This is a genomic window from Cellulophaga sp. RHA19 (genome assembly GCF_002813425.1).
Classification (GTDB): Bacteria; Bacteroidota; Bacteroidia; order Flavobacteriales; family Flavobacteriaceae; genus Cellulophaga.
Genome location: NZ_PHUL01000001.1, coordinates 1,049,224 through 1,073,925, shown reverse-complemented (window position 1 = coordinate 1,073,925; position 24,702 = coordinate 1,049,224). Strand labels below are relative to the sequence as shown.

The 24,702-nt window shown below is 31.7% G+C and carries 18 protein-coding genes; 2 read left to right on the top strand and 16 right to left on the bottom strand.

Translation table 11 applies throughout. The annotated features are described in order from the left end of the window. Positions 1–76 precede the first annotated feature (76 nt). Positions 77–1,312, bottom strand: a complete 1,236-nt coding sequence (locus tag AX016_RS04650) for a sugar isomerase (RefSeq protein ID WP_100894503.1) — start codon at positions 1,310–1,312, stop codon at positions 77–79. Beyond that, a complete protein-coding gene (locus tag AX016_RS04645) occupies positions 1,299–1,601 on the bottom strand; it encodes an STAS domain-containing protein (protein WP_157811085.1) in 303 nt (100 codons plus the stop codon). The genes AX016_RS04650 and AX016_RS04645 overlap by 14 nt, the downstream gene beginning before the upstream one ends. Positions 1,602–1,827: 226 nt before the next feature. On the opposite strand from AX016_RS04645, the gene AX016_RS04640 reads away from it, so the two are divergent. Next, positions 1,828–3,900: a tetratricopeptide repeat protein gene (locus AX016_RS04640; RefSeq protein WP_100894501.1), complete on the top strand. Its 2,073-nt coding sequence runs from the start codon at positions 1,828–1,830 to the stop codon at positions 3,898–3,900. A 56-nt stretch (positions 3,901–3,956) separates the two neighbouring features. Here the strand turns inward: AX016_RS04640 and AX016_RS04635 are convergent, their stop codons facing one another. The 11 genes from AX016_RS04635 to AX016_RS04585 all read right to left on the bottom strand — a co-directional run bounded on the left by AX016_RS04635 (position 3,957) and on the right by AX016_RS04585 (position 18,977). Continuing rightward, complete coding sequence (locus AX016_RS04635; RefSeq protein ID WP_100894500.1) at positions 3,957–4,676, bottom strand: LytR/AlgR family response regulator transcription factor; 720 nt, start codon at positions 4,674–4,676, stop codon at positions 3,957–3,959. A 3-nt stretch (positions 4,677–4,679) separates the two neighbouring features. After that, a complete protein-coding gene (locus AX016_RS04630) occupies positions 4,680–4,997 on the bottom strand; it encodes an Hpt domain-containing protein (protein ID WP_100894499.1) in 318 nt (105 codons plus the stop codon). Continuing rightward, positions 4,984–6,060: a sensor histidine kinase gene (locus tag AX016_RS04625; RefSeq protein WP_100894498.1), complete on the bottom strand. Its 1,077-nt coding sequence runs from the start codon at positions 6,058–6,060 to the stop codon at positions 4,984–4,986. Before AX016_RS04625 ends, AX016_RS04630 begins: the two co-directional genes overlap by 14 nt. Then, the gene (locus AX016_RS04620) at positions 6,060–7,193 is read right to left on the bottom strand and encodes an FIST signal transduction protein (RefSeq protein WP_100894497.1); all 1,134 of its coding nucleotides are present in this window, start codon (positions 7,191–7,193) and stop codon (positions 6,060–6,062) included. The genes AX016_RS04625 and AX016_RS04620 overlap by 1 nt, the downstream gene beginning before the upstream one ends. Positions 7,194–7,198: 5 nt before the next feature. Then, complete coding sequence (locus AX016_RS04615; RefSeq protein ID WP_100894496.1) at positions 7,199–9,181, bottom strand: PAS domain-containing sensor histidine kinase; 1,983 nt, start codon at positions 9,179–9,181, stop codon at positions 7,199–7,201. Then, positions 9,174–9,716 carry a heme NO-binding domain-containing protein gene (locus AX016_RS04610; RefSeq protein WP_100894495.1) on the bottom strand — a complete coding sequence of 181 codons (543 nt, stop codon included), beginning with the start codon at positions 9,714–9,716 and terminating at the stop codon, positions 9,174–9,176. Before AX016_RS04610 ends, AX016_RS04615 begins: the two co-directional genes overlap by 8 nt. Positions 9,717–9,794: 78 nt before the next feature. Then, positions 9,795–10,196 carry a response regulator gene (locus AX016_RS04605; RefSeq protein WP_100894494.1) on the bottom strand — a complete coding sequence of 134 codons (402 nt, stop codon included), beginning with the start codon at positions 10,194–10,196 and terminating at the stop codon, positions 9,795–9,797. A 182-nt stretch (positions 10,197–10,378) separates the two neighbouring features. After that, the gene (locus AX016_RS04600; protein WP_100894493.1) at positions 10,379–13,117 is read right to left on the bottom strand and encodes a PD-(D/E)XK nuclease family protein; all 2,739 of its coding nucleotides are present in this window, start codon (positions 13,115–13,117) and stop codon (positions 10,379–10,381) included. 68 nt (positions 13,118–13,185) lie between these two features. Then, a complete protein-coding gene (locus AX016_RS04595; RefSeq protein WP_100894492.1) occupies positions 13,186–14,544 on the bottom strand; it encodes an OmpA family protein in 1,359 nt (452 codons plus the stop codon). Positions 14,545–14,658: 114 nt separating this feature from the next. Then, a complete protein-coding gene (gene kbl / locus AX016_RS04590; protein ID WP_100894491.1) occupies positions 14,659–15,852 on the bottom strand; it encodes a glycine C-acetyltransferase in 1,194 nt (397 codons plus the stop codon). 5 nt (positions 15,853–15,857) lie between these two features. Next, positions 15,858–18,977 carry a UvrD-helicase domain-containing protein gene (locus AX016_RS04585; RefSeq protein WP_100894490.1) on the bottom strand — a complete coding sequence of 1,040 codons (3,120 nt, stop codon included), beginning with the start codon at positions 18,975–18,977 and terminating at the stop codon, positions 15,858–15,860. Between the two features lie 122 nt (positions 18,978–19,099). Here AX016_RS04585 and AX016_RS04580 point away from each other — a divergent pair, with 122 nt between their 5' ends. Continuing rightward, on the top strand, positions 19,100–19,708 hold the full coding sequence (locus AX016_RS04580) for a superoxide dismutase (RefSeq protein WP_100896802.1): 609 nt from the start codon (positions 19,100–19,102) through the stop codon (positions 19,706–19,708). A 407-nt stretch (positions 19,709–20,115) separates the two neighbouring features. Here AX016_RS04580 and AX016_RS04575 read toward each other — a convergent pair whose 3' ends face one another. The 3 genes from AX016_RS04575 to AX016_RS04565 all read right to left on the bottom strand — a co-directional run bounded on the left by AX016_RS04575 (position 20,116) and on the right by AX016_RS04565 (position 24,642). Beyond that, on the bottom strand, positions 20,116–21,012 hold the full coding sequence (locus AX016_RS04575) for a metalloprotease (RefSeq protein ID WP_100894489.1): 897 nt from the start codon (positions 21,010–21,012) through the stop codon (positions 20,116–20,118). Positions 21,013–21,767: 755 nt separating this feature from the next. Beyond that, the gene (locus AX016_RS04570; protein WP_100894488.1) at positions 21,768–23,666 is read right to left on the bottom strand and encodes a hypothetical protein; all 1,899 of its coding nucleotides are present in this window, start codon (positions 23,664–23,666) and stop codon (positions 21,768–21,770) included. 49 nt (positions 23,667–23,715) lie between these two features. After that, positions 23,716–24,642 carry a PfkB family carbohydrate kinase gene (locus tag AX016_RS04565; protein WP_100894487.1) on the bottom strand — a complete coding sequence of 309 codons (927 nt, stop codon included), beginning with the start codon at positions 24,640–24,642 and terminating at the stop codon, positions 23,716–23,718. Positions 24,643–24,702: the final 60 nt, after the last annotated feature.

Genomic DNA, 24,702 nt, shown 5'->3' with positions numbered 1-24,702 from the left:
ACAAAAAAGCCTGAAACTTTATAAAAAAAGTTCCAAGCATTTTATCGGGGGAAGCTAACCAAATTATAAGTAGGTCTTATATATTTCTTTTTGATGAAAAGTAAAGTAGTTGTGCAAAAAGCAACGCTAACATTACTATAATTTGTAATTGTACTACCATAGCTAAACTGCTATGAAAAAATATTATTAATACTATTTGTGACAATCCCAATACACCAGATAGTATAACAGGAACATAATAGTCTAGAGATAAAAAATAGTATGCAAAAATGTTAGAGATTGCAAAAAGTGATGTTGCTAAAGCATACTGCCATAGTAATGATGACATTGCTACATAAGCATCTCCAAACATTAAAGAAATTATTGTTTCTGGAAAAAAGTAACAACCTGCAACTATAACTAAAGATAGTAAGCTTATATAACCAACATATTTAAATAAAATTGGTGCTGTACGTTTACCTTCTTTTCTTTTTTCTATTACTGCAGGCAATAATAACATTACAAACATCCAAGCTACAAAATAAACCACTCTACCTATTAATGCTAAAGAAGCATAAAGACCAGCGTCTAAGGAATTAAAATAATGTTTTACTAAAAGCACATCGCTATTGTTTATAATAATTTGCGTAAGCTCATAACCAGCCGTTAATAAAATAAATGTGGTTACTTTCTTTTTATTTGCAGGTGTTAAAACCTTTGATGCTGCAAATGATATTTTTTTAAACTTTACAGGCATAAGCCCAAAAACAAACGAAATAACAATACCTACAGCAACTAAAAAAGCCGGATTCATAGGAACCAATAACAATAACACCAATGTTATTAATAATCTGCTCCACATTTCTGACTGGTATGTTACAGATAGGTTTGTATAATCTTGTTTTCCCTGAAACTTTCCTCTTTTAATAGACATTATAAAGTAAAGCGGAATACCAATTGCAAAAACCCTAAACATTGTTGAAGATTCTGTATTAAATAACTGATGCAAGTTTTCTGCAAATAAGAATAATAAAGCTCCAATTGTAACTCCAAAAATAACGGCATACTTCTTCATGTAATTTTCAAAGGCAGACCATTGGTTTCCTGAAAATATAATATTGAATTTAGTTGTCACCAATTGAAAAGTCATTCCTACAAAAGAAAGTACTAATAATAATGTTATTAGTAATGCTGCATCTGCAAATGCTGCAGGCCCCAACATACGTCCTAAAATTAGGTTATACAGGTAGTTACCCCCATTTACAACAAGCACACTTGTCATAAATATTTGTTCTGGAGTAATTTTTTTATTTACAAAACTAAACGCGGTCATTGCTAAAAATATAAGATGTGTTAGACATAGCCATAATAGATGCAATATCCTTGTTTTCTTGACCTACAATTGTTAAAACCTTGTTGTTTTTAGCAACCTTAATATAAAGTTGCTCTAATTGTTTAGCGCTAGAATACATTATGTTATTTAAGCGGTCTAAAGACAAAGTTACTTTTTCATTATTTTTTAAATAATAATCTATATGGCTCTTTAATGATTTCATATTCTGAGAATTAAGATTCCCTTTTACTTCAATAAAATTGTTGTTCTGATTTATAAGTAATGCCATAATATTTGTTTTTTAGGTTAAGTTTATATTATTTGTTGTAGCAAATATCTATGAACAAAAAAGAAAAAATTAGCGACTGTAGACGGTTAACTGTTTTCTGTAGACGAATGGTAAGTTTTAATCTTTAAAGTAAAATTGCATCTATCTCTTAAATAAATTATAAATAGCTAATAAATAAAGAATGTATTCGTTATCTTTCTGTAGTACTAACCCTACCACTCTAATAATGAAAAAATTTACACTGCTTTTTTTGCTTTTTTTGACTGTTACAGCTGTAGCCCAAGAAGATTTTTCACCTGGTTTTAAAATGCTAGAAAATGGAGAATTTAAAGATGCTAAAGATTTTTTTGAACCACTAAGTAAAACCTACCCTAACAACAAAACTGTACAATTATGTTATGGTAGAGCTGTAGGCCTAAGCGGAAACCCTGAAAAGGCTAATACTATTTTTGCTAATCTTTTAAAAAAACATCCAAATGATTTTGAAGTACAAATAAATTACAACGAATCTTTTTTATGGGCAAACCAATTTAAAGAGGCAAAACCACTATATGCAGATTTGGTTGCTAATAACCCTAGTAATTTTGCCGCAATTTTAGGGTATGCAAACACACTAAGTAATTTAAAAGAGTATAAAGATGCTTTAAAGTGGGTTAATAAAGCCATAGAAGTAGATCCAAAGAATAATGGTGCTAAGGTATCTAGAAAATATATAAAGCTAGGTTACGCTAATTATTACGTTAATAATCAAAATTATAAAAAAGGAGAAAGTCTTTTAAAAGAAATTCTTACCGATTTTACAGATGATAAAGATGCTTTGCTAAACTTAGCTAACATTTATTTAATTACTAAAAATGTTGATAAAGCTAAAAAAACATATTACCAATACGCTAAAACACCAAAAGACTCTGTTACTGCATTAAATGGCGTTGCTTTGGCAGAACATATTGGTGAAAAAGATAAAATAGCATTACAAACAGCAATAAAAGCTAAAGAGAAGGCAGTAGACCTAAAAGATAAAGAGCTTATAGAAAAAAGCACAGAACGCTACGTGCAGGCATTAATATGGAATAGAAAATTTGTGTCTGCAAAACAAGAAATTAACGCTTTAGAAGAAAAATACCCAAACCGTAATTGGGTTATGGCACTAAAAGCTACATTAGGTATGTACACTGCTAAATTTAAAACTAGTATTACTAACTATAATAAAATATTAGTAAATGACAGCTTGTCTTTTGATGGTAATTTGGGAAAAGCAAATGCACTTTTTGCTTCTGATAAAATTGTGCCTGCATATGTTACTACATATAAAACTTTAGATATTTTTCCTAAACAGAAAGACGCATCAGGCTTAATAAAAAAATTAAATAAAAATTACACGCCTTTTGCAGAACAACAAGTTAGCTACACGTTTGATAATGGAGACAATACAGCTGTTTCTTTTAGAACTGCAGTTATGGTTCCTTTATCTACTAAATTCAAAACAACGGTATCCTATCAATATAGAACAACAGAAAACACAACTACTAATAACAAAGCAAATGCTCATGTTGCTCAAGCAGATATTGAGTATAAGTTAATGCCTCAAACTAATTTATTAACCTCTATAGGGCTTAACAACTCTAGATTCTCTAATACATCATACACTCAGCCTATTTTACAGGCTAAATTACAAATGAAACCTTTGTCTTTTTTAAACTTAGATTTAGGCTACCAAAGAGAAGTACAAAACTTTAATGCTGAACTTATAGAAAGAGAAATTGTAATGAACCATTACAGCTTAATTTATAACCTTAGTACTAATTTTAATTTAGGTTGGTATAGCCAACTTATACACACTAAGCAGACAGATGATAATGAAAGAAACCTACTTTTTACATCTTTATATTATAATGTTTTACGTAAACCTGCTTTAAAGTTTGGACTTAATTACCAGTATATAACTTTTAAAGACCAATTGCCATTAATATACTTTAGTCCAGAAAAGTACAAAGCTGTTGAACTTTTTGGTGATGTTAGAGGTAAAATAAATGAAAAAACAAATTATTTTGCTAGTGCCGCTACAGGCTTACAATATGTAGAAGAACAAGATGCCAGTTCACTTTTTAGAGCTGAAGCTGGTTTTACTCATCAGTTTTCAGACCGATTTATTGGTGATGTATATGGCAAATATAGTAACATAGCATCTGCTACTGCTGCTGGTTTTGAGTTTACTGAAGTTGGTATTAAACTAAAATACTACCTAACTAAACAACCATTATTTTTAAATAAATTGAAGAAAAAATATCAGATAAAATAAAAAATGCCTTAACTACTGTTAAGGCATAAACTTGTTTTTTAATAGAAAATAGTGGCTTACAATAAATTTAGCCTTCTCATTAATTCTGGTCTGTTAGATCTGCTAATTGGCACTACATTTTTTTCTATAAGTACACTGTTATCTTCAATATCTATAATTTTAGTAAAATTTATAATGTAAGACCTGTGTATTTGCAAAAACAATTTTTCAGGCAGTTTATCCTTTACCTTTTTTAAGGTATTACGCACCCTATAAGTCTCTTTTATTGTTTTTACTTCTATATAGTCTCCTTTAGCTTCAATAAGCTGTATATCGTTAAATTTAATTTTAATTAAACGCCTGTCTATATTTATATATAATTCTTCACCAAGATCTGAGCCTGCTGAAGTCTCTGGCGTAGATACCTCTTCTTTTGGTTTTTGTGCAAGCGCAGCTTTAACTTTTAATATAGATTTATTAAAGCGATCTTGAGTAACTGGTTTAACCAAATAATCTACAATAGCTTCATATTCATATGCCTCTATAGCAAAATTTGTATCTGAAGTAGTTAATACTATTTTTGGCGGATTTTTTAATGTTTGCACAAAATCAAACCCACTAAATCCAGGCATATGTATATCTAAAAAAATAACATCTACTGTATTCTGATTTAAAAATTTTATGGCCTCCATAGCTCCTCCAAAAGCGTCTACAACCTCTAACTCTTTTACGTTAGAGCAAAGTTGTGCAACAATTAACCTAGCTGTTGCCTCGTCGTCTACTATAATACATCTCATAGTTTAAATGGTTTTTAAATAGCTAGTTATTTTGTCTAATATTAGCTTAAATTCTATATGTAAATCATACGTTCCTTTTAATAGCTGCTCCTCATAAGTTACAGCCAGTGCATATGCTTTTTCTAATCCTAGTATATTAAATTTATGTTTTAATTTATGTACTATTTCTGCAGATGCTTTATTGTCTTTTGCCTCTACCGCTGTTGTATACGTTTGTTTTTCATCAGGGAACTCGTCTTTTATAATTTTTACAAATTCATTTAAAAAACTTGTATTACCATCTGCTAATTTGTGTACATAATTTAGGTTAGGCTGCTCCATTGTGGTTTTTTTTAATCGTAAAATAAAATATTGTTCCTTCTCCTTCTTTTGATTCTAACCAAATTTTACCTCCATAGAAAGTTACAATTTTTTCTACTAATGCTAATCCAATTCCGTTAGATTCTATATCATTATCTAACTTTTTAAACATTTCAAAAATTTTGTCTTGGTATTTTGCTGGTATTCCTTTACCATTATCCTTTACTATAAACTTCCAATAGTTAGGATCTTCCTCAAAAGCAACACTAACAACACCTTTATCTTTATGCTCTGTTGCTTTAACCGCATTTGTTAGTAGGTTCATAAATAATTGCTCTAATCTATACTTATCTAAAAAAAGCATAGGCATATTTTCTGAAACTATAACATTAACATTTTTAGGTATGTAAATAGTACTTTTAATATTTTTTAAAAGCTCTAAAATATTTACATTGCTCTTGGTTTCTTCATTAGACCCAATTGTTGCATGCTTTAAAATACCACTAACTAGGTTGTCCATTTTAACTAAATTCTGAGAAATTAAATCGCAGTTATTTAAGCTATCTTCTGTAAACTTGTGTTTTTCTTCTTCAACAATCCAACTCATAAGCGTATTAATATTACGCATAGGAGATTTTAAATCATGGGATACTACATGAGCATAATTGTTTAATGATTTATTTTGCTCTTCTAAATCTTTAACCAAGTTATCTTTTTCTTGAGTCACCAGGGCAATATACTCTGCTTGCTTGCTAATATGTTTTGCCAGTTTTTGAGCACTAACCATATTTTTATTACTGGTTACTATATTTTCTGAATTATCTAAATTTAAATTTAGACTATTTACCGCCTGTTCTAATGCTTGCAGCGTCTTTTTTTGCTCTTGTGCTTCTTGCGCTAACTCTATATTTGCAGCCTTTAATTCTTGTGCACTTATAGTGGTTGCACGCTGTATCATTGCTATTTTATCATCATAATCTGCGTATGATTTTTCTATAGCTCCAAAGAACTTTTCTAAATCTGGATTATCCTTTAACCCATCAGGCAAATTTTTGCGTATTTGTCTTTTTAAGAGTGAATGCATTATTCGCTTATTAAGGTTAATGTCATTGTTTGGTTGTGAAGTTTACAGGCATTATCACCTTCAAAAGGAGCCATTTCTCCGTAAGAATAATAACCAATAATTTTAGATTGGTTACCAATAACATCCAAAACTTCTTCTACTTCTTCTTCTGTTCTTTGGTCCATTACCAATTTACGTCCAATACAACTTACAAGCAATGCTAATTCTGGTCTTTTTTCTCTGTTTTTAGTTGCATATTTTGCAGCTATACTTGCGCCTTCTGCAATATCATCTACTGTAGACATCATTAATTGTACTATAGATCCTTCTGGAACATCACCAGCCAAAATCATTGTATTTTGGTCTTCATCAATATTTAAAATTGTACGTACAATTGGTTGTGCATTTTCACTAGTCTTTACACTTAAGGGGTATAGTAGCGCAGATTTAGGTAGCTCATTTGCCTTATCTCCTAAATATTTTTTATACAAATCTAACGCAGGTTTACCATCTAACTCATATAAAATATTCCCTTTAGATTTTGTTATAATACGCTCTGGACCAAAACCGGTCCAACCACCATAATTTGCACTTGTAACTTCTAAGGTATCTCCATAAAAACCAACTGCTACAATTTCTCCTTCTTTAGGGTTGCTATTGTAAGATGCCAATGTTTTCTCAAACCTATCATCATCACCGCACAAACCACCAGACAAACCTATAGATATGTGTTTTTCTTTTTCTATACCTTCAATTAAAGCACTGCCATTAACAGTACTACCTTCAGAAATAACATAAACGTGTTTTAAACCTTTTTTAGGAAATTCTGATATTAATTGCGAACCTAAAGCTGTCTCGTTATTATCAAATTCTTTTACGTTTTTGCTTTTTACTAGGTAAGAAGATTTCTCAAACTCTATAGCAGTTAAAACAATTGTATTGTCTGATACTTTATCTTCTAAAATTTCACCTGAAGTACTGCCAAAAACAATATTTCCTGCAGGAAACATTTCTTTAATTTCTGCATACAGATTTTGATCTTCTAACAAAAGTCTGTTCCCAAAAACCAAGACTAATGGTTCTACCAAATTAATTTTATCTGTTATAAAAACAAAATCAGCTCCTTTATCTTTTTTAGCTTGTACTATTTTCATAACTATTAATTATTAAGATTTTTTTTAAGTGTAAAAAAGAATTTAGTGCCTTTTCCTAATTCGCTTTCTACCCATACTTTACCCTCGTAACGGTCTACAATTTTTTTAACTATTGATAAACCAATACCTGTAGAACGTTCATTATCTCCTATAGATTGGAAAATCTCAAAGATTTTTTTATGAAATTTTTCAGGTATACCAACACCATTATCTTCTATACAAAACAGCCAATGATCTGGCTCTTCCTCAAAAAGCACTTGTACTAAACCTTTTTCTGCTTCAATATGCACTACTGCATTACCTATAATATTCTGAAACAATTGATGCATTTTAGTACTATCTGCTTGTAATAGCGGTAACTTTTTGGGTACAATTACCTGTACATGATCGGGTATGTAAATGCTTTCTGTAATGTCTGTAATAACAGTATTTAAATCTACTTTAGCATTAGACATTTGGGCACTACCTGCTGTAGAATACTCTAAAATTCCGTGAATTAGCTTATCCATAAACGCAACCTTCTCTTGCATTAAGGTTAAGTTTTGCACACCTGCTTCATCTAACACATCTTTATAATCCTCATACGTCCAAGTTGCCAAAGCACTTATACTCCGTAACGGGGATTTAAGGTCATGAGAAACTATATGAGCATACTCTTGTAAGCCGTCGTTACTAATTTTTAATTCTTTTAGCAGTTGCTCTTTTTGTAGTTCTAGCTCTTTTTGTTCTGTAATATCTAAGTGTATCCCAATAGACCCTACAACCTTACCTTCTTCATTATAATTAGGTGCACCACTTACCAGCCAGTGTCTAGTTTCCCCTTTTTTATTCTTTATTTTTATCTCGTAAGAATCTGATATTCCTTTTAATCTATTTTCAGATTTAGTTTCAATTTTAGCACTATTTTTAATTTGTAAAATAGCAACAGCATCTTCTCCTATTAACTCATCTTTACTGTAGCCACTCATAGCACAAAAACTCTGATTTACAAGTTGTATTTCATTGTCTATAGTAACCTCTACCATTCCAAGGTTCATATTAGCAATAATGCCTCTGTACTTCTCTTTTTCTGCTTTAATCTTTTCTTCGGCTTGCCTTTCTTTGGTAATATCTTCAATTACACAAACTTGATATTCTACTTTTCCTTGGTTATTTTTTACAGCACTTATACTTGTTTTTGCTAAAATTTGCGCTCCATTATTTTTAAAAAAACGTTTTACTGTAGAAAAGTTGTCTATGATACCAGAAGCTAAGTCCGACTCTAATTTTTTTGTAGTAACTTCATCCTCTGACTCAGATATGTCTGATAATTTTAATTTATTTGTAACAGTTTCTGGATACCCCAAAAGATAGTTAAATGCAGCATTGCACTTTACTATTTCATCGTCTACGGTTAAAACTATTCCTAATGGTGAGTTCTCTACAATTATATCTAATTGTTTTTTTTGCTCACCAAGCATTTCTTTTATTTCTGTTTCTTTGCTAATGTCTCTAATAATACCTTGTGCGCCTATAGGTTTAAGCTGTTTATCATATATTACACTTGTATTTATTTGCACCCATTTATGCGTACCATCTTTAACTATAATTTTGGCTCTATAGTTTTTTAGCGTTCCTATTTGCATTAGAGTTTTAAAAGACTCTATAGTATATTGCATATAATCCTTGTGCACTAAACTAGGTAGGTTAATGGTCTCCTTGGTATTATCATACCCTAAAAATTCACGGGCAGAATTGTTCATATTAATAACATTAAAATTAAGATCCATAACTACGTACGGATCTATGATATTAACAAAACCACCATCTAATTCTGATGTAGTCTCAGTTAATAAATTTTCTAATTTATTATTTGCTTGCTTAAGGTGTAACGCAGTATCAAAAAGCTCTTTAGACTTAACTTCTAAAATTTTCTCGGCTTGTAACCTGGCTTTTTTTTGTCTTTCTAGCGCCCTTTTTAGCAATAAAATTTCTTTGTTGCTATCCATTCTGGGTAATGTCAAATTTAACTTCTGTACCATTATCATTTAGTAGTTTGTATGATACGGTGGCACTACTGTTAAAATGCTCAAAAGATTTTTCAATAAGTCCGTGTGCTAATTGATATAAACCTCTAGACGAAGAATATACCATAGATATTGAAGTATCTGTTTTTTCTAAAATCTTAAACGTAGGTAATTCTGCATCTGGATACAGTTTTTTAACGTGTACGTGTATGTGATCTTCTATAGAATATATTAGGCTTAATGGAGAATTATAGCTTTTTATTACCTCTGGATGTGCGTTAGCTAAACCATCAAATAAAAACAACCCAAATGCGTAGATTAAATCACCTACTGGTGTTTTAACTTCGGTACTTAAACTAGTTATTAAGCTAACCATTTCATTAAAACTATAAGTCCCAACAGAAGTATAGATTCCTTCTGACGGTAAATTAGAATTTTCTATTATAGTATCTACAGTTTCTAAACCAAACTTAGATTCTACCATTTCTAAAAATTCTGTAAACACAACTCCTTTCATACTTAGACATTTAGATGTATAAAAGTAAGAAAAATGATACCCAACCAGTAACTTTTGTTGTGAAAGGTGTTAAAAGTACTATCCTTTTACTAGTTCATTGTTGTCCCAGTAGTTTAAAACACTCTGTAATTTGGTTTCGTAATCCTCATATTTAAGAGGTTTTATTACATAACCAGCAATACCAATTCTGTAACATTCTTGTAAATCGGCTCTATTTTCTGATGTAGTTAATATAATAGTAGGTAAAAACCTAAGCTTGTCATCTGCTTTTAAAATAGATAAAAACTCTATACCACTCATCCTTGGCATATTTAAGTCTAACAAAATTATATCTGGCAACGTATTACCAGACTGTAAAATATCTAGAGCTTCTTCACCATTTTTTGCCTCTGTAATATTATGCTTTAATTGAAGCTTTGACACTGTTCTTTTCAGCTTCATTGTCTCAATCATGTCGTCTTCAATAAATAAAATATTCATAATTCTAGATTTTATATGAGCAAATATACTTTCTCTATTTTACTTAAATTTTCTTGTAAAGTTGAAAAGTAATTTAGTGTAGATGAATGGTAGTTTATTGTAGTTGAATAAAGTTGCATTTTTTGTAAAAAAATTTAACTCCGATGAAAAAACAAAAAGTATCGATGAAATGCATTATATGTCTATTTTATCTCTTTTTCTACAAAGGGATGTTCTGGACTACATATTTCACCGATTAATTTGTGCAGTTCATCTGTAAACTTAGCTATAGTATCTTCTGTAATTATTGTATTTCTGTTTTCCGTAAACTTTAAAATCCCTGCTTTTATATTTTTAAAAGAGAAAATTCCTGCCTCTACTTTATCCACAGGAACAACATCATTATACATATAAGCATAGCACAATAACTGAAAAGCCTTACTCTTATCATACTCCTCTATGATATCTTCCCAATTACTTAAATTAAGATTTTTTTGCTCTACTTTACCTGTTTTATAATCTATAACACGCAAAACACCATCTATCTCATCTATCCTATCTAACTTACCTTTTATATGCACAGGAAAATTTATTCCAGGAACGTTTATTGCTGTTTTTAAGGACATTTCTAGTCCAATAATTTTTATTCTATGCCTTTTTGCACTTTCTATTTCTATCTTAATAAAGTTTTCTACGTACTTTAAAACTACATTAAAAGCTATTAGATTTTTACCCTCTTCTAAGCTTACATTTTTATAATGTATACCAAAATGTTTACGCACAGTAGCATTAACTCTAGGCAGCAATTCTTTTAGTTTATCTGGGTCTAAAAAGGTATTTATAAATGGCTGATAAAGCTCATCTAACGTTTCATGTACAATAGTACCAAATGTATTGGCTGCCACAGTTTCTTCTACCTCCTCTAGTTCGTTAATTTTTAAAATATTCTTTTTGTAAAAATCTAACGGATTTCTAATATAGTTTGATAAAGATGTTGGCGAAAAACCATAAGCTGCAATACCCCTAATTAGCTCCATTAAATTTGCATCTTTTTGTATTGATACTTCTTTCTTTTCTGGAGATTTAATTTCAGGAAAAGCAATAGTTTCTGTAATGTACTTTGATATGTTATCGTCTGCCAACAACTGTCTAATTAGTCTACTAACTTCACCACCCTCTAACACATCTGGTTCTGTATTGTATACCAAGTATATGTTTTTTGCTCGCTGAAGAAGTCTGTAAAAGTGATACGTATATACGGCATCTTTTTCTTTGTACGTAGGCAAACCATACATTTTTTTTATATCAAAAGGAATAAATGAATTATTAGATTTACCAGATGGCAAAATTCCTTCATTAACAGAAGTTAGAAGTACGGTTTCAAAATCTAAGTTTCTACTCTCTAACATTCCCATTATCTGCAAACCTTTTAAGGGTTCTCCTTTAAAATCTAATGTTTCACTAGACAATAACTCCTTGTACAATCCAAAGAGCGACTGTAAATCGTCTAAAAATGGGTATTTAGATGCCAAATCATTTAACTGGTTAAACAACTGATGAAACCTGTATAAATACTCCAATTCTAATCCGTTACTTTCAGTATTTATACGTTCCTTAATTCCTGAAATTAAAGCCAAGCATTTTTGTAAAAAAAGAGGAACCGTTGCTGTAGCGCTAAAAAACAAAAGATCTAAATAGGTAGATTTAGTAGTATTTACTAATTGCAACTTATGTACATCTACATAAATCCAATTTCTAGACTTAATTTGAGTACAAATAGTATCTGCAGCATTAATTGTATCATCATCTGTAGAAAAAAGTAATTGTATGTAAGGATGATTTAATACGGTTGTTACGTGTTGGTAATACCATCCTTTATCGTCTCTACGTATATAAAGCTCAAACAACTGTGTAAATAAACTCTCTAAAGGCGATTTATGCAATGGAAAACCCATTGTAATGTTTATACCATTTATTTCCTCTGGAATTGCATTAATTAAGGGATTTAAAAGTGTTTCATCTCCTAATACAACCGCAGTATTGGTTAACATACTTTTTTTCTCTTGGTGCAAATTTCCTAAAATACTACCCACGTATTTTGCCTGAGAAACGTTTTTAGGCACACCTGTAATTGTAATATTTTTAGGTGTTAAATATGTACCGCTATTAACCTCTAGGCTTTTGTCTTTAAAATAACGCCACTCTTTACTAAACTGACGAATAAAAAAACCAGCATCATGTACTGGATCTTTAAAGAAATACTCATCTAAATCCCAAAAAATTTCTGCACTAGTTTTCTCTAAAATGGTTTCAATAATTAATTCCTCTGCTGTGTTTAAAGCATTAAACCCAATAAATAAGTGTTTATATTGTTTGGTGTCTTGTATATAACTATCTAAATTAACACAGGCCTCTCTATAGACCAAACCTTGGTGACCAAGACCTTCTTGCTTCAACGATGCATTAAAAGCTGTGTAAAGCGCTTCTAACGAATCCCAAAATGCCATATAATTAGTAATTATACTGCTTTTGTCTTTCTCTACAGTCCAGTGGTTAATTTCTTGTACAGCATTTAAATGAGAAAATATCTTTTTTGTATCTACAAAATACCTATCAATTTCGTTAAAGTCTTGTAATAGGGTAGTTCCCCATTTAGAAAAAGCATAGAAACCATCTTGCTCTCCTTTAACTGTGGTTGTATATGCTCTATACAGTTCAAATAACTGCTGCGTATTAGAAGCATATGCTAAACCCGAAATTTTTTCTACAAAGTCTTCTATACTTTGTATTTCAGGTGCAAATATTGTAGAATTTACGTGTTTAGAGATTGCATTTTTAAGAAATGTACCTGCACGCTTGCTTGGTAAAACAAAAATAAGGTTCTCTAATGAACCTTCTTTATCTATAATTTTAAGTAGTGTATCTTCTAAAAAGCTTTGCATGGGTTAAAAATAAAAAAAGCTCCGCAATTGCGGAGCCTTTTCTATAAAATTAGAGTTTTAAACTCTTATTATTTTACTAAGTTGATTTCAACTCTTCTGTTTTGCTTTCTACCAGCTCTAGTTTTGTTAGTAGCCATTGGCTTATCTTCACCGTAACCTACAGCAGATAATCTAAATTCTCCAATTCCTTTTTCTACTAAAAATTCTTTTACTGAAAGAGCTCTAGACTCAGATAATTTCTGGTTTAAAGAAGCAGAACCAACACTATCAGTGTGACCTTCAACAGTAAACTTAGCGTTAGGGTACTCTTTTAAGATAGTAATGATATCTACCATAACAGCAGTAGACTCAGCTTTAATAGAAGATTTACCTGTATCAAATAAGATAGTTCTAGCGTAATCGTTCAATTTCTTTTGAACTTCTTCAGTTACTTCAGGACAACCGTTGTTAGCAACAGTACCAGCAACCTCAGGACATTTATCATCCTTGTCTAATACACCATCTTTATCTTTATCAGCCCAAGGACATCCGTTGTTTTCAGCAGGACCTGCCTCAGAAGGACATTTATCATCTTTATCAGCAACACCGTCACCATCAGCATCAGGACAACCGTTTAATGCAGCAGTACCTGCTTCATTAGGACAAGCGTCATCTTTATCAGCGATACCATCACCGTCAGCATCAGGACAACCGTTCATTTCTTTAGATCCAGCTTCGTTAGGACAAGCATCTTTGCTGTCTTCTATACCATCACCATCAGCATCAGGACAACCGTTGAAAGCTTCTAAACCAGCAACTTCTGGACAAGCATCATCTTTGTCATAAACACCGTCACCATCTGTATCAGCACCACCAAATTTGATAGCAAGACCAGCTAAGTGTTGGAAATGTTTAACGCTGTAATCTTCAAATCCGTGCTTGTAACCAGTTTGTAATGTTAAACCAATGTTCTCAGAGAACCAAATGTTAACACCAACACCACCATTTACAGTACCAGCACCAATTTCATCAACCCACGTGTAACCACCACCGATTTCTACGAAAGGATCAATTGTTGTATTTTTTAAGAATGCATATTTAATTGCACCATCTAAACCGTAGTAAGAAAGATCATCAGCTGACCAGTCTCCTAAGTTTTCAATTCTATTTAAAGAACCTCTAACTCCTACAGAGAAACCATTACCTACAGATCTAGAAACTCCAATATAAGAGATAGAAGGAAGAATGTTCCAGTGATCAGTAGCATTGAAGTACTCATCAAACAATTCTCCAGTTTGGTAAAGGGCATCATCATCATTAGTTGGCCACATATCAACTGCGTTTACACCAAAATTAATCTGCCAAGGATTATTTTCGTCTTGCGCTTGCATGTTGTTTACACCTACTAGTAGTAAGGCAACAACCATTAATTTGCTAAGATTTTTCATGCTTTAAAATTTAAGTTTTAAGTGTTTGTAAGCTGCAAATGTAAGTTGTTACTATTTATTAACAAAATCAAACAGCTCTTTTTTTTAACACAATTAATAAAAAAATTAACTTAATTAAATGATACCAAGTTCTTTTCCAACTTCGGTGAAAGCCTCAATTGCTTGGTCTAAATGCTCTTTTTCGTGTGCTGCAGACAGCTGAACTCTTATTCTTGCCTTGTCTTTTGGCACTACAGGAAAGAAAAACCCTATTACGTAAATACCTCTTTCTAATAGCATATCTGCCATTTTTTGCGAAAGCTTTGCATCATAGAGCATTACAGGCACTATAGCAGAATCTCCATCTATAATATCTAAACCAGCTGCTTTCATACCTTTTTTAAAGTATGCTGTATTTTCTGCCAATTTATCTCTTAAGGTTGTGTCCTTGTCTAACATATCAAACACTTTTATAGATGCACCAACAATTGCTGGAGCTAAAGAGTTAGAGAATAAATATGGTCTAGAGCGTTGTCTTAAAATTTCTATAATTTCTTTTTTACCTGTGGTATAACCTCCCATTGCACCACCTAAAGCTTTACCTAAGGTACCTGTTATAATGTCTATACGGTCTAAAACTCCTTTTTCTTCTAGAGTTCCACGGCCAGTTTCTCCTATAAAACCTGCAGAGTGGCATTCATCAATCATTACTAATGCATCATACTTATCTGCTAGATCACATATTTTATCTAATGGAGCAAGTAAACCGTCCATAGAGAATACACCATCTGTAACTATTATCTTAAATCTAGAACCATCTGCATTTGCTTTTTTAAGCTGCTCTTCTAAATCTGCCATATCGTTATTAGCATATCTATATCGCTTTGCTTTACATAAACGTACACCATCTATAATAGATGCGTGGTTTAATGAGTCTGATATGATAGCATCTTCTGCTGATAACAATGGCTCAAAAACACCTCCGTTGGCATCAAAAGCTGCTGCATATAATATGGTATCTTCTGTACCGTAAAAATTAGCTACTTTTTGCTCTAGCTCTTTATGTATGTCTTGAGTACCACATATAAAACGTACAGACGACATACCAAAACCATGAGTATCCATTGCATCTTTTGCTGCTTGCACAACTTCTGGATGAGATGATAAGCCTAAGTAATTGTTTGCACAAAAGTTAATTACCTCTTCTCCTGTAGAAATTTTAATAACTGCATCTTGTGGAGATGTTATTATACGTTCTGTTTTGTATAGACCTGCTTCTTTTATTGAGTCTATTTCTTGCTGTAAGTGTTCTTTAATTTTACCGTACATAATTTTTAACTTATAAATTCTGGAGTAATGTTATCATTAATATATACTATTACTTTAGCTGCTATTTTATAATTCATAGCTTCTAATGCATAAGCATAACTATTTACTTGTTGGTGGTAGCTATTATTTGGCATACCTGTTTTGTAATCTATAACAGTTGCTTCGTTATTTGTGTTAATTACAACTCTGTCTGGACGCAAAAGTAATCCTTCTGCTGTAATTATATCCTTTTCGTTCTTAACAATATTTCCTTCCTTATAATATAAGGCTAAATCTGGGTGCTCTATAACTGTAAGTACTTTTTGTTTGGTTGCCTCTTTATCTGTAGGCGTTAAATGCCCGACTCTTATTAATATAGCTATTGCTTTATCAATATCCTTTTTAGTTTGGACATAACTAAGTAGCAAGTGTATAAGGTTTCCTTTTTCTAAAGCTACGTCTCTACCTGTTTCCCATAACATACCAGACCTAGTAAGTATTTTAAAGCTTGGTCTGTCTTTAGTAGAATATTGGTACGCTATATGATTAAGCTTATCTGTTTTTAAAGCAACCTCTTCTGCTACTTGTAAATTTCCAAAACTATAAACAAGCTGAGTATCGGTCCAGACACCTTGTTGCTGTAAATACTTTATAAACAAACCAGAATACCTATTCATATTTGGTTCTCCTTTTGCATTTAGTTCTTTTTTACTAATTACATACAGTGCTTTTACGGCTCTAGTTAATGCAACGTATAATACATTAAAGGCATCTAACTCTTGTTTGCTATGCTCTTCTGTAAATAGTTTAGCTGCCAACTCGCCATACTCTTCCATTTCTTGTTTTTTGGTTACTAACATTTCTGTAAAACCATTAAACTGTTGAGAATCTACTGGCAACCATATTTTTTCATCCTTACCATATATAAAAGAATTTGCAAACGGAAAAATTACAATAGGAAACTCCAACCCTTTGGATTTATGCACCGTCATTATTTGCACGGCATTAATATTATCTGGAGCTTTTAAAGATAATTTATCTTTTTTCTTATCCCAAAAGGCTAAAAAAGTCTGTGCACTAACACCATCTTTTTGTTCAACATCTAAAACTTCATCCATTAAACTAATAAGATATGCGTCTGATGTTTCTGCCAATTTAAATTGATGAATTGCTTTTTCAAAAGCATCAAAAACAGACAGTTGTTTAAGCTTATTTATTGCAAAACCGTATTTGCTTAACAAAAATTCCTCTAAGGTATTTAAGTTAGCTTGTATAAAGTTGTGTGTATCCTCTTCCTTATCTGCTAAAAAATATAAAATCTCATAAGAGGTATCTTTATCTTTTGGCTGCGTACTATAAGTTAATAAATTTAGTAAAAAACTTACCTTGTCACTACTCTTTAGTAATAGAGATTCTGATGATATTACTGGAATTTTTTGAGCCGTTAAAAAATCTGCTAATACATAACTATGACTATTGGAACGCACTAGAATACAAATATCTTTATAGTTGTATTTTTTTTCTGATGTTAATGATGTAATTGTTTCTAAAACCGAAGCACAATACAAATCGTTATCGTTTTCTTCCTTATCATCAGGAATAAAAGACAACTCTACCAAACCACCTTTTTTTGCATTCACACCTTGCTTATTACCAGAAATATACAAATCTGCATACGTGGTATTGTTTAGCAAATTGCTAGTTACTGTAAAAAAGCTATTATTAAAATTAATAATTTCTGAAAAGCTTCTGTAATTTCTAGGTAATTCTGCTGTCTGCGGCTCTAACACATATGGCAACTCTTTTTTATTAGCTAACTGTATAAATTGTTCTGCCTTGCCACCACGCCACCTGTAAATAGCTTGCTTAGCGTCCCCCACCAATAATAGCGACCCTTTTTTACCATAGTCATCTAAACTTTCTAACGCATTACCTATTAAAGGTATTAAGTTTTTCCATTGAAGCTCAGATGTGTCTTGAAACTCATCTACAAAATAGTGCCTGTATTTTTCTCCAAGCCTTTCATATATAAAAGGTGCTGGCTGATTTTTAATTTCCTTAGAAATTATAGCGTTAAAAGATGCCAGAGTTAGCTGATCTCTTTCTTTACAAATAGTATTAATTTCTTTCTGTATTTCATTTAATACCGTTAACGGTACAATATTACTATATACATTTTTATACAACGCTCTTTGGTACATTGTATCTTTTACACTTGTATAAATTTCTAAAAGCATTGGAGCTATGTGGTCCGGTGCATTTTTAACAGAGGCTTTAAATATTTTACCATTTTGCAAATTTTCACCAAGCTTATTGTTATATAATTTAGCGGGGTTAAACTCTCCTTCTATTATTTTTTTAAAATGATTTGGTAAGGTTTGCCTAGGGAAATCTGTAACATCTATTCCTTCTGTCTCTATAATAGCATCTACAGTTTTTGCCTTTAATATAGCAGCCTCTTCTAAATTTTTTAGCGTGGTAATAAGTGTCTTTTTTAACGCTAAAAAATCTGTAATGCTTTTAGTTTTAAAACTCTTTAAATGCTCTATATTGTTTTCATTAAACAACATTTTGCCCACCTTATTTAAATCAAAAGAAATATCCCAACTTTTGTCATCATCTATTTTTTCAAAAGTAAACTCTAGTAATGTATTGGTTAAAAGTTTATCTGTACCTGCTTTTGCAAGCAACCTCTCTACAGCTTCTGCTAATAATAATTGGGTGTCTAAAACCACTTCAAAATTCTGTGGTATTTTTAAATCCTTTGCAAAAGTCCTAATAAGTCTGTGTGTAAACTTATCTATTGTACTAATATCAAAAAAAGCATAGTTATGCAGAATACTCTTGTGTACCTGTTTTGCTCTTTTTTGCAACTCTTCAGTAGATACATTAAGTTCTTTTGCTACATCTAAAAATAAATCTGAGGGAGTTGTACTTTCATCAACCTTACTAAAAGCATATAAATTATCTAAAATACGCTGTTTCATCTCATTAACAGCCTTATTTGTAAAAGTAATAGCTAGTATTTGTCTGTAACTTTTTGCTGTAGCAGAAGATAAAATTATTTTAAGATATTCCTTTGCCAAGGTATATGTTTTACCCGAGCCTGCAGATGCGCTGTATATTTTGTAAGGCGAAGTTTCCAACTAGTTTTTAGCTGCAAATTACATAATATTACAATGTTCTTAACAGAAACGTTATGGAAAATGCCTTAGAATATTGTAAATTTGAACTAAGACATTTTTTTAACATAAAAATAGATATAATTATGGCTTTTGAATTACCAAAATTACCTTACGCATATGATGCGTTAGAACCACATATTGATGCTAGAACTATGGAGATTCACCATACAAAACATCACAACGGATATACAACTAAACTTAATGGTGCTATTGAAGGAACAGATTTAGCTGGGAAATCTATTGAAGATATCTTAACTAACCTAGATATGAACAATGGCGCTGTACGTAACAACGGTGGTGGATTTTACAATCACTCTCTTTTCTGGGAAGTAATGTCTCCTAACGGTGGTGGCGAGCCAACTGGCGAGTTAGCAACAGCTATTAATGAAGCTTACGGTTCTTTTGATGCTTTTAAAGAGGCTTTCTCTACTGCAGCAGCAACTAGATTTGGTTCTGGTTGGGCTTGGTTGTGTGTACAAAAAGGAGGTAAAGTAGAAGTTTGTTCTTCTCCTAACCAAGACAACCCGTTAATGCCAGGAGTTGGTTGTGGCGGTTTTCCTATTTTAGGGTTAGATGTTTGGGAACATGCTTACTACTTAAACTACCAAAATAGAAGACCTGATTACATTGGAGGATTTTTTAATGTAATTAACTGGGATAAAGTATCTGAACTTTACGCTAGCAACAAGTAAAGAAATACATTTAAAATATAAAAGCCACTCTTGTTTTAGAGTGGCTTTTTTTATGCTTTGTATTTACTTAATTCTATAAAATAGAAAAGGGCAGAGAAGATCTCTACCCTTTTCGTCCCAAATCTTACCATAAACTTAACCTACTTATGCTATGGCTTTGCTAAATTACTGGTATTGTGTCTAATAAAAAAAAAAAACGACAAAAAAAATAACACAATAATTCATAAATATGCAAATATTATCGATGAAATGCACGCTAATGGCTTGATTACAAGCAAATAAAAAGGCGAAGTTTCCTTCGCCTTTTCTTCAAAAACCAACTAGAAATTCAACTCAAAAATCCCATAGTTTTGTTAAAATTTTAATAACAATTAAAAAATTATACTAAAGTAAGTGTTCTTAATTTTTTAATCTAGGTTAAAATATTCCTCATCAGACATTTCACCATTTCTAATTTTTTGTAATTCTTTAGCATAAGAACGAATGTATGCATCTAAGTCTGCATTAAAATACTCAGATTTTTCTTGCTTGTAAGATCCGTCTAAAACTCCATTATAGTAATAGAAGAAATTATAATCAAAACTACCCGCATTTAAATCATAAGCTCCAAGTAAAAAACCTAACCTTACAGCAGATCTTCTTTGGTAATTACGACCGTGATGCCCTGGGCTACTTGTATTATTGTCTCCAATAGATGCAGCAAACTCATACGCAGTTGCTATCTGAGAAAAGCTTGTTTTATTATACCCATTTGGTCTTCTTAAGTAGTAACCTGCCATACCATCTGCCTCTAACTCAGCTGCTCTTGCAGTAGATTCGTTTTTAGACGGGTAACCGTAAGTAAACTGTAATTGGTGAGCAAATTCATGAGCTAATATCATAACGTTAGCTATTTGACCTTGAGCCTTTGCAGCATTATAAATTGCTTCTCCATAATAAATTTTACCGCTACCATAAGATATAGCATTGTAAGTAGAATTAGGATTAGAATTATCTTTTACAAAACTAAGCGGTACTGCTGGTCTACCCCAAACCGCAGCAATTTTAGAGTTTTGTGTTTGCATAAAATTAGTTTCTGACGTACTACCAATAGAACTGCTTAAAAAAGCTGTACTACTCCAGTTACCATCTACATAACCACACTCATGCAATTCATCTGCAAAAGATTCTGAAATTGCCAACTGCTCAACTTCTGCTGTTTCATTTTCAGCATTTACAACATCTGTGTCTTTAGAACAAGATTGTAAAACCGCAACAAATGTTAAACCTAGTAGATAGGTCCTTTTTAAATTTAAGTTTTTCATTTTTAAAAATTTATTGATTATTAGTTATTACAATATTAATAAATAATTTCTTACAATTTAACATTTAGTTGTACTAAATTTAACAATACGCATTTAACTATCGGATTACTAGGGGAATAAATTAAAAAAAATGAAAGCAAAAGGAAACAGCCTTACTAAGTGAGAGTTATAAATAAATTTTGGAGAATAAATTGCAGATTTTGTAAAAATAAAAAGGCGAAGTCTCCTTCGCCTTTTTCCCCAAATCTTACCATGAACTTAACCTACTTATGCTATGGTGATAACAAATGTATATAATTTATATAGTGCTCTAAACAATATTAGGTAAACTAAAGAGTTTATTAGACTAAGTGTTTTTAGAAGAGATTTTTTATAAAAAAGTATTTTTTTGGGAAAGTAGTAAAAAATAAAAAGGTAGAGTTTCCTCCACCTTTTTCCCCAAATCTTACCATGAACTTAACCTACTTATGCTATGGTACAGCAAAGATAACTTAAGTTCGTATGTTCTTCCTAAAGTATCGGATTAACGTCCGTTTCATTAGTTTAACTACATTTTATCCGATGAACTACAACCTATAAAAAATAAAAAGGCGGAGTTTCCTCCACCTTTTCCCCAAATTTTACCATGAACTTAACCTACTTATGCTATGGTATTCACAAAATTAGCTATGGACACCCATTTAACTGCATAAAAAAAGGTAAACCGCATATATTACCGACAAAATACCTAATTAAGTGTATTTCATCGATAGTAATTAATACGCTCGTTCACTTTTACCTTCATAAAAGTTAATAAAAGCTCTGTTAACCACTCTATTACCTCCTGGAGTTGGGTAATCTCCTGTAAAGTACCAATCTCCTAAATTTTTAGGACAAGCTTCATGTAAACTTTCTACTGTTTGATATATAATTTCTACCTCTGCTTTTATTTCTGGAGAACTAAGCAATTCTCCAATTTTTTTAGAGATCTCTTTCGCTGTAAAAGGCTTATAAAATTCTTTTACGTAGTTTATTACTTCTTTGTCTGGCTTATTTACTTGCGTTAAACATTTTTCGTAAATACCTTTAACAACATCCATAGAGCCTTTATCTTGGTGTAATGCCAACGCTGCTCTAAATGCTATAAAATCTTCTAGTTTTGCCATATCTATACCATAGCAATCTGGATATCTAATTTGTGGTGCAGAAGAAACAACTACTATTTTCTTAGGTAACAACCTATCTAGTATTTTTAAAATACTTTTTTTAAGTGTTGTACCACGTACAATACTATCATCTATAATAACAAGGTTATCTCCTTTTTTTACAGAACCATAAGATATGTCATATACGTGCGCTACAAGATCATCTCTACTACTATCTTGCGTAATAAAGGTTCTAAGCTTAGCGTCTTTAATCGCTACTTTTTCTATACGTGGCCTAACTTCAAGTATTTCATGCAACTCTTCAGAAGTAATTTTTCTTCCTATTGATAGTATTTGCTCTTCCTTTTTACGGTTTAAGTGGTTTTGAGCCTCTTTTACCATACCATAGAAAGATGTTTCTGCAGTATTAGGAATGTATGAAAAAACAGTGTTTTTAATATCGTTCTGAATAGATTCTAATATTTGTGGAAAAAGTAATTTACCTAATTCTTTACGTTCCTGGTATATTTCTTTATCACTACCTCTAGAAAAATAGATGCGCTCAAAAGAACAAGCTTTACGTTCTGTTGGCTCTAGTATTTGCTTTATATCCATTTTACCACTCTTTTTAACAATAAGTGCGTGTCCTGGATCTAATTCTTTAATTTCTTCAAAAGGAACATTAAATACGGTTTGTATTGCTGGTCTTTCTGATGCTACAACAACAACCTCATCATCCTTATAATAATAAACAGGTCTTATACCAGCCGGATCTCTAAGTACAAAGCTATCTCCGTGACCTAACAAACCAGACATAGCGTAACCACCATCCCAATTTTTAGCTGCTTTTCTAAGAATTTTACCTAAGTTTAAACGCTCTGCTATTATAGGTGAAGCCTCTAGTTTTGTAAATCCTTCTTTTTTAATTTGCTTGTACAATTTTGCTACGGCATCATCTAAAAAATGACCTATTTTTTCCATAACAGTTACTGTATCTGCCATTTCTTTTGGATGCTGACCAATTTGCACCAAATTGTCAAAAAGCTCATTAACATTTGTCATGTTAAAATTACCTGCAACAATAAGGTTCCTATGCATCCAATTGTTTTGTCTTAAAAACGGATGTACACTTTCTATACTGTTTTTACCAAAAGTACCATAACGCACGTGCCCCAATAAAACTTCTCCTATATAAGGTATATGTTTTTTTTGCAAAGCAACGTTGTCTACATATTCTGGGTTTTCTTGTAAAGCCGAGTTTATACGGTCATTAATTTGAGCAAAAATATCTTGTATTGGCTGACTTTGAGCAGAACGTACTCTACTCATATAACGCTCACCCTGTTTCATATCTAACTTAATGCTGGCAAACCCTGCACCGTCTTGTCCACGGTTGTGTTGCTTTTCCATCATTAAATACATTTTATTTACTCCGTAAAAAGCTGTACCGTACTTTTCTTTGTAATACTCTAAGGGCTTTAACAGCCTAATCATAGAAATTCCACATTCGTGCTTAATGGCGTCACTCATTTCTTATAATTTGATATTAAAAAAAGCCCAAAAAATGGGCTTGTAATTATTATTGTAATTCTATATTAAACTGCGTTAATTCTGCAAATTGGCGCAGTCTCTTGTCTACTTCTGTTTTTTCTAATTTCTCCATGCGCTCTGTTCCAAAACGCTCTACACAAAAAGATGCTAAATTAGAACCGTGAATTATAGCACTCTTTAAATTATCAAAAGAAATATTACCTGAGGCTGCTAAATAACCAGAGAAGCCACCTGCAAAAGTATCTCCTGCTCCCGTAGGATCAAAAACCTCTTCTAAAGGTAATGCCGGTGCAAAAAACACTTTATCATCTTTAAACAATAAAGCTCCGTGCTCTCCTTTTTTAATAACAACAAATTTTGGTCCCATTGTTTGTATTTTGGCAGCTGCTTTAACCAAAGAGTACTCTCCTGTTAATTGTCTAGCCTCTTCATCATTAATTGTAATAACATCTATATGTTTAATTACATTTAACAATTCATCTAATGCATTGTCCATCCAAAAATTCATTGTATCTAAAACAATAAGTTTTGGTTTTTTTGTCATTTGTTCAATAACACTCATTTGGACGCTAGGATGTAAGTTTCCTAACATTACAACATCTGCTTCTTTATAACTCTCTGGAACTACAGGTTTAAAATCTGCCAATACATTTAGCTCTGTAGCTAAAGTATCTCTAGAATTTAAATCGTTATGGTATTTACCTTTCCAAAAAAATGTTTTACCGCCTTTAACTACTTCTAAGGAAGATAAATCTACATTTTTACTCTTTAATAAGTCTAGGTGTTCTTGAGGGAAATCTTCACCAACAATAGATACTATTGCAGAGTTAACTTTAAATTGTGATGCAGCTAAAGCTATGTAAGTTGCTGCGCCACCAAGAATAACGTCTGTTTTACCAAAAGGGGTTTCTATAGCATCAAAAGCTACCGTACCCACAATTAACAATTTGCTCATATAAGTTAATTTTGGTGCAAAGATACATTTTTGAAATAGCAATTCCGATTCATTAGAACA

What these genes read in the sequence shown, in the direction of transcription:
- AX016_RS04570 (WP_100894488.1), bottom strand. Translation starts at nt 23,666, where the DNA reads ATGAGTGACGCCATTAAGCACGAATGTGGAATTTCTATGATTAGGCTG.
- AX016_RS04640 (WP_100894501.1), top strand. Translation starts at nt 1,828, where the DNA reads ATGAAAAAATTTACACTGCTTTTTTTGCTTTTTTTGACTGTTACAGCT.
- AX016_RS04625 (WP_100894498.1), bottom strand. Translation starts at nt 6,060, where the DNA reads ATGCATTCACTCTTAAAAAGACAAATACGCAAAAATTTGCCTGATGGG.
- AX016_RS04575 (WP_100894489.1), bottom strand. Translation starts at nt 21,012, where the DNA reads ATGAAAAACTTAAATTTAAAAAGGACCTATCTACTAGGTTTAACATTT.
- AX016_RS04650 (WP_100894503.1), bottom strand. Translation starts at nt 1,312, where the DNA reads ATGACCGCGTTTAGTTTTGTAAATAAAAAAATTACTCCAGAACAAATA.
- AX016_RS04595 (WP_100894492.1), bottom strand. Translation starts at nt 14,544, where the DNA reads ATGAAAAATCTTAGCAAATTAATGGTTGTTGCCTTACTACTAGTAGGT.
- AX016_RS04610 (WP_100894495.1), bottom strand. Translation starts at nt 9,716, where the DNA reads ATGAAAGGAGTTGTGTTTACAGAATTTTTAGAAATGGTAGAATCTAAG.
- AX016_RS04630 (WP_100894499.1), bottom strand. Translation starts at nt 4,997, where the DNA reads ATGGAGCAGCCTAACCTAAATTATGTACACAAATTAGCAGATGGTAAT.
- AX016_RS04635 (WP_100894500.1), bottom strand. Translation starts at nt 4,676, where the DNA reads ATGAGATGTATTATAGTAGACGACGAGGCAACAGCTAGGTTAATTGTT.
- AX016_RS04605 (WP_100894494.1), bottom strand. Translation starts at nt 10,196, where the DNA reads ATGAATATTTTATTTATTGAAGACGACATGATTGAGACAATGAAGCTG.
- kbl (WP_100894491.1), bottom strand. Translation starts at nt 15,852, where the DNA reads ATGTACGGTAAAATTAAAGAACACTTACAGCAAGAAATAGACTCAATA.
- AX016_RS04565 (WP_100894487.1), bottom strand. Translation starts at nt 24,642, where the DNA reads ATGAGCAAATTGTTAATTGTGGGTACGGTAGCTTTTGATGCTATAGAA.
- AX016_RS04620 (WP_100894497.1), bottom strand. Translation starts at nt 7,193, where the DNA reads ATGAAAATAGTACAAGCTAAAAAAGATAAAGGAGCTGATTTTGTTTTT.
- AX016_RS04580 (WP_100896802.1), top strand. Translation starts at nt 19,100, where the DNA reads ATGGCTTTTGAATTACCAAAATTACCTTACGCATATGATGCGTTAGAA.
- AX016_RS04615 (WP_100894496.1), bottom strand. Translation starts at nt 9,181, where the DNA reads ATGGATAGCAACAAAGAAATTTTATTGCTAAAAAGGGCGCTAGAAAGA.
- AX016_RS04600 (WP_100894493.1), bottom strand. Translation starts at nt 13,117, where the DNA reads ATGCAAAGCTTTTTAGAAGATACACTACTTAAAATTATAGATAAAGAA.
- AX016_RS04645 (WP_157811085.1), bottom strand. Translation starts at nt 1,601, where the DNA reads ATGGCATTACTTATAAATCAGAACAACAATTTTATTGAAGTAAAAGGG.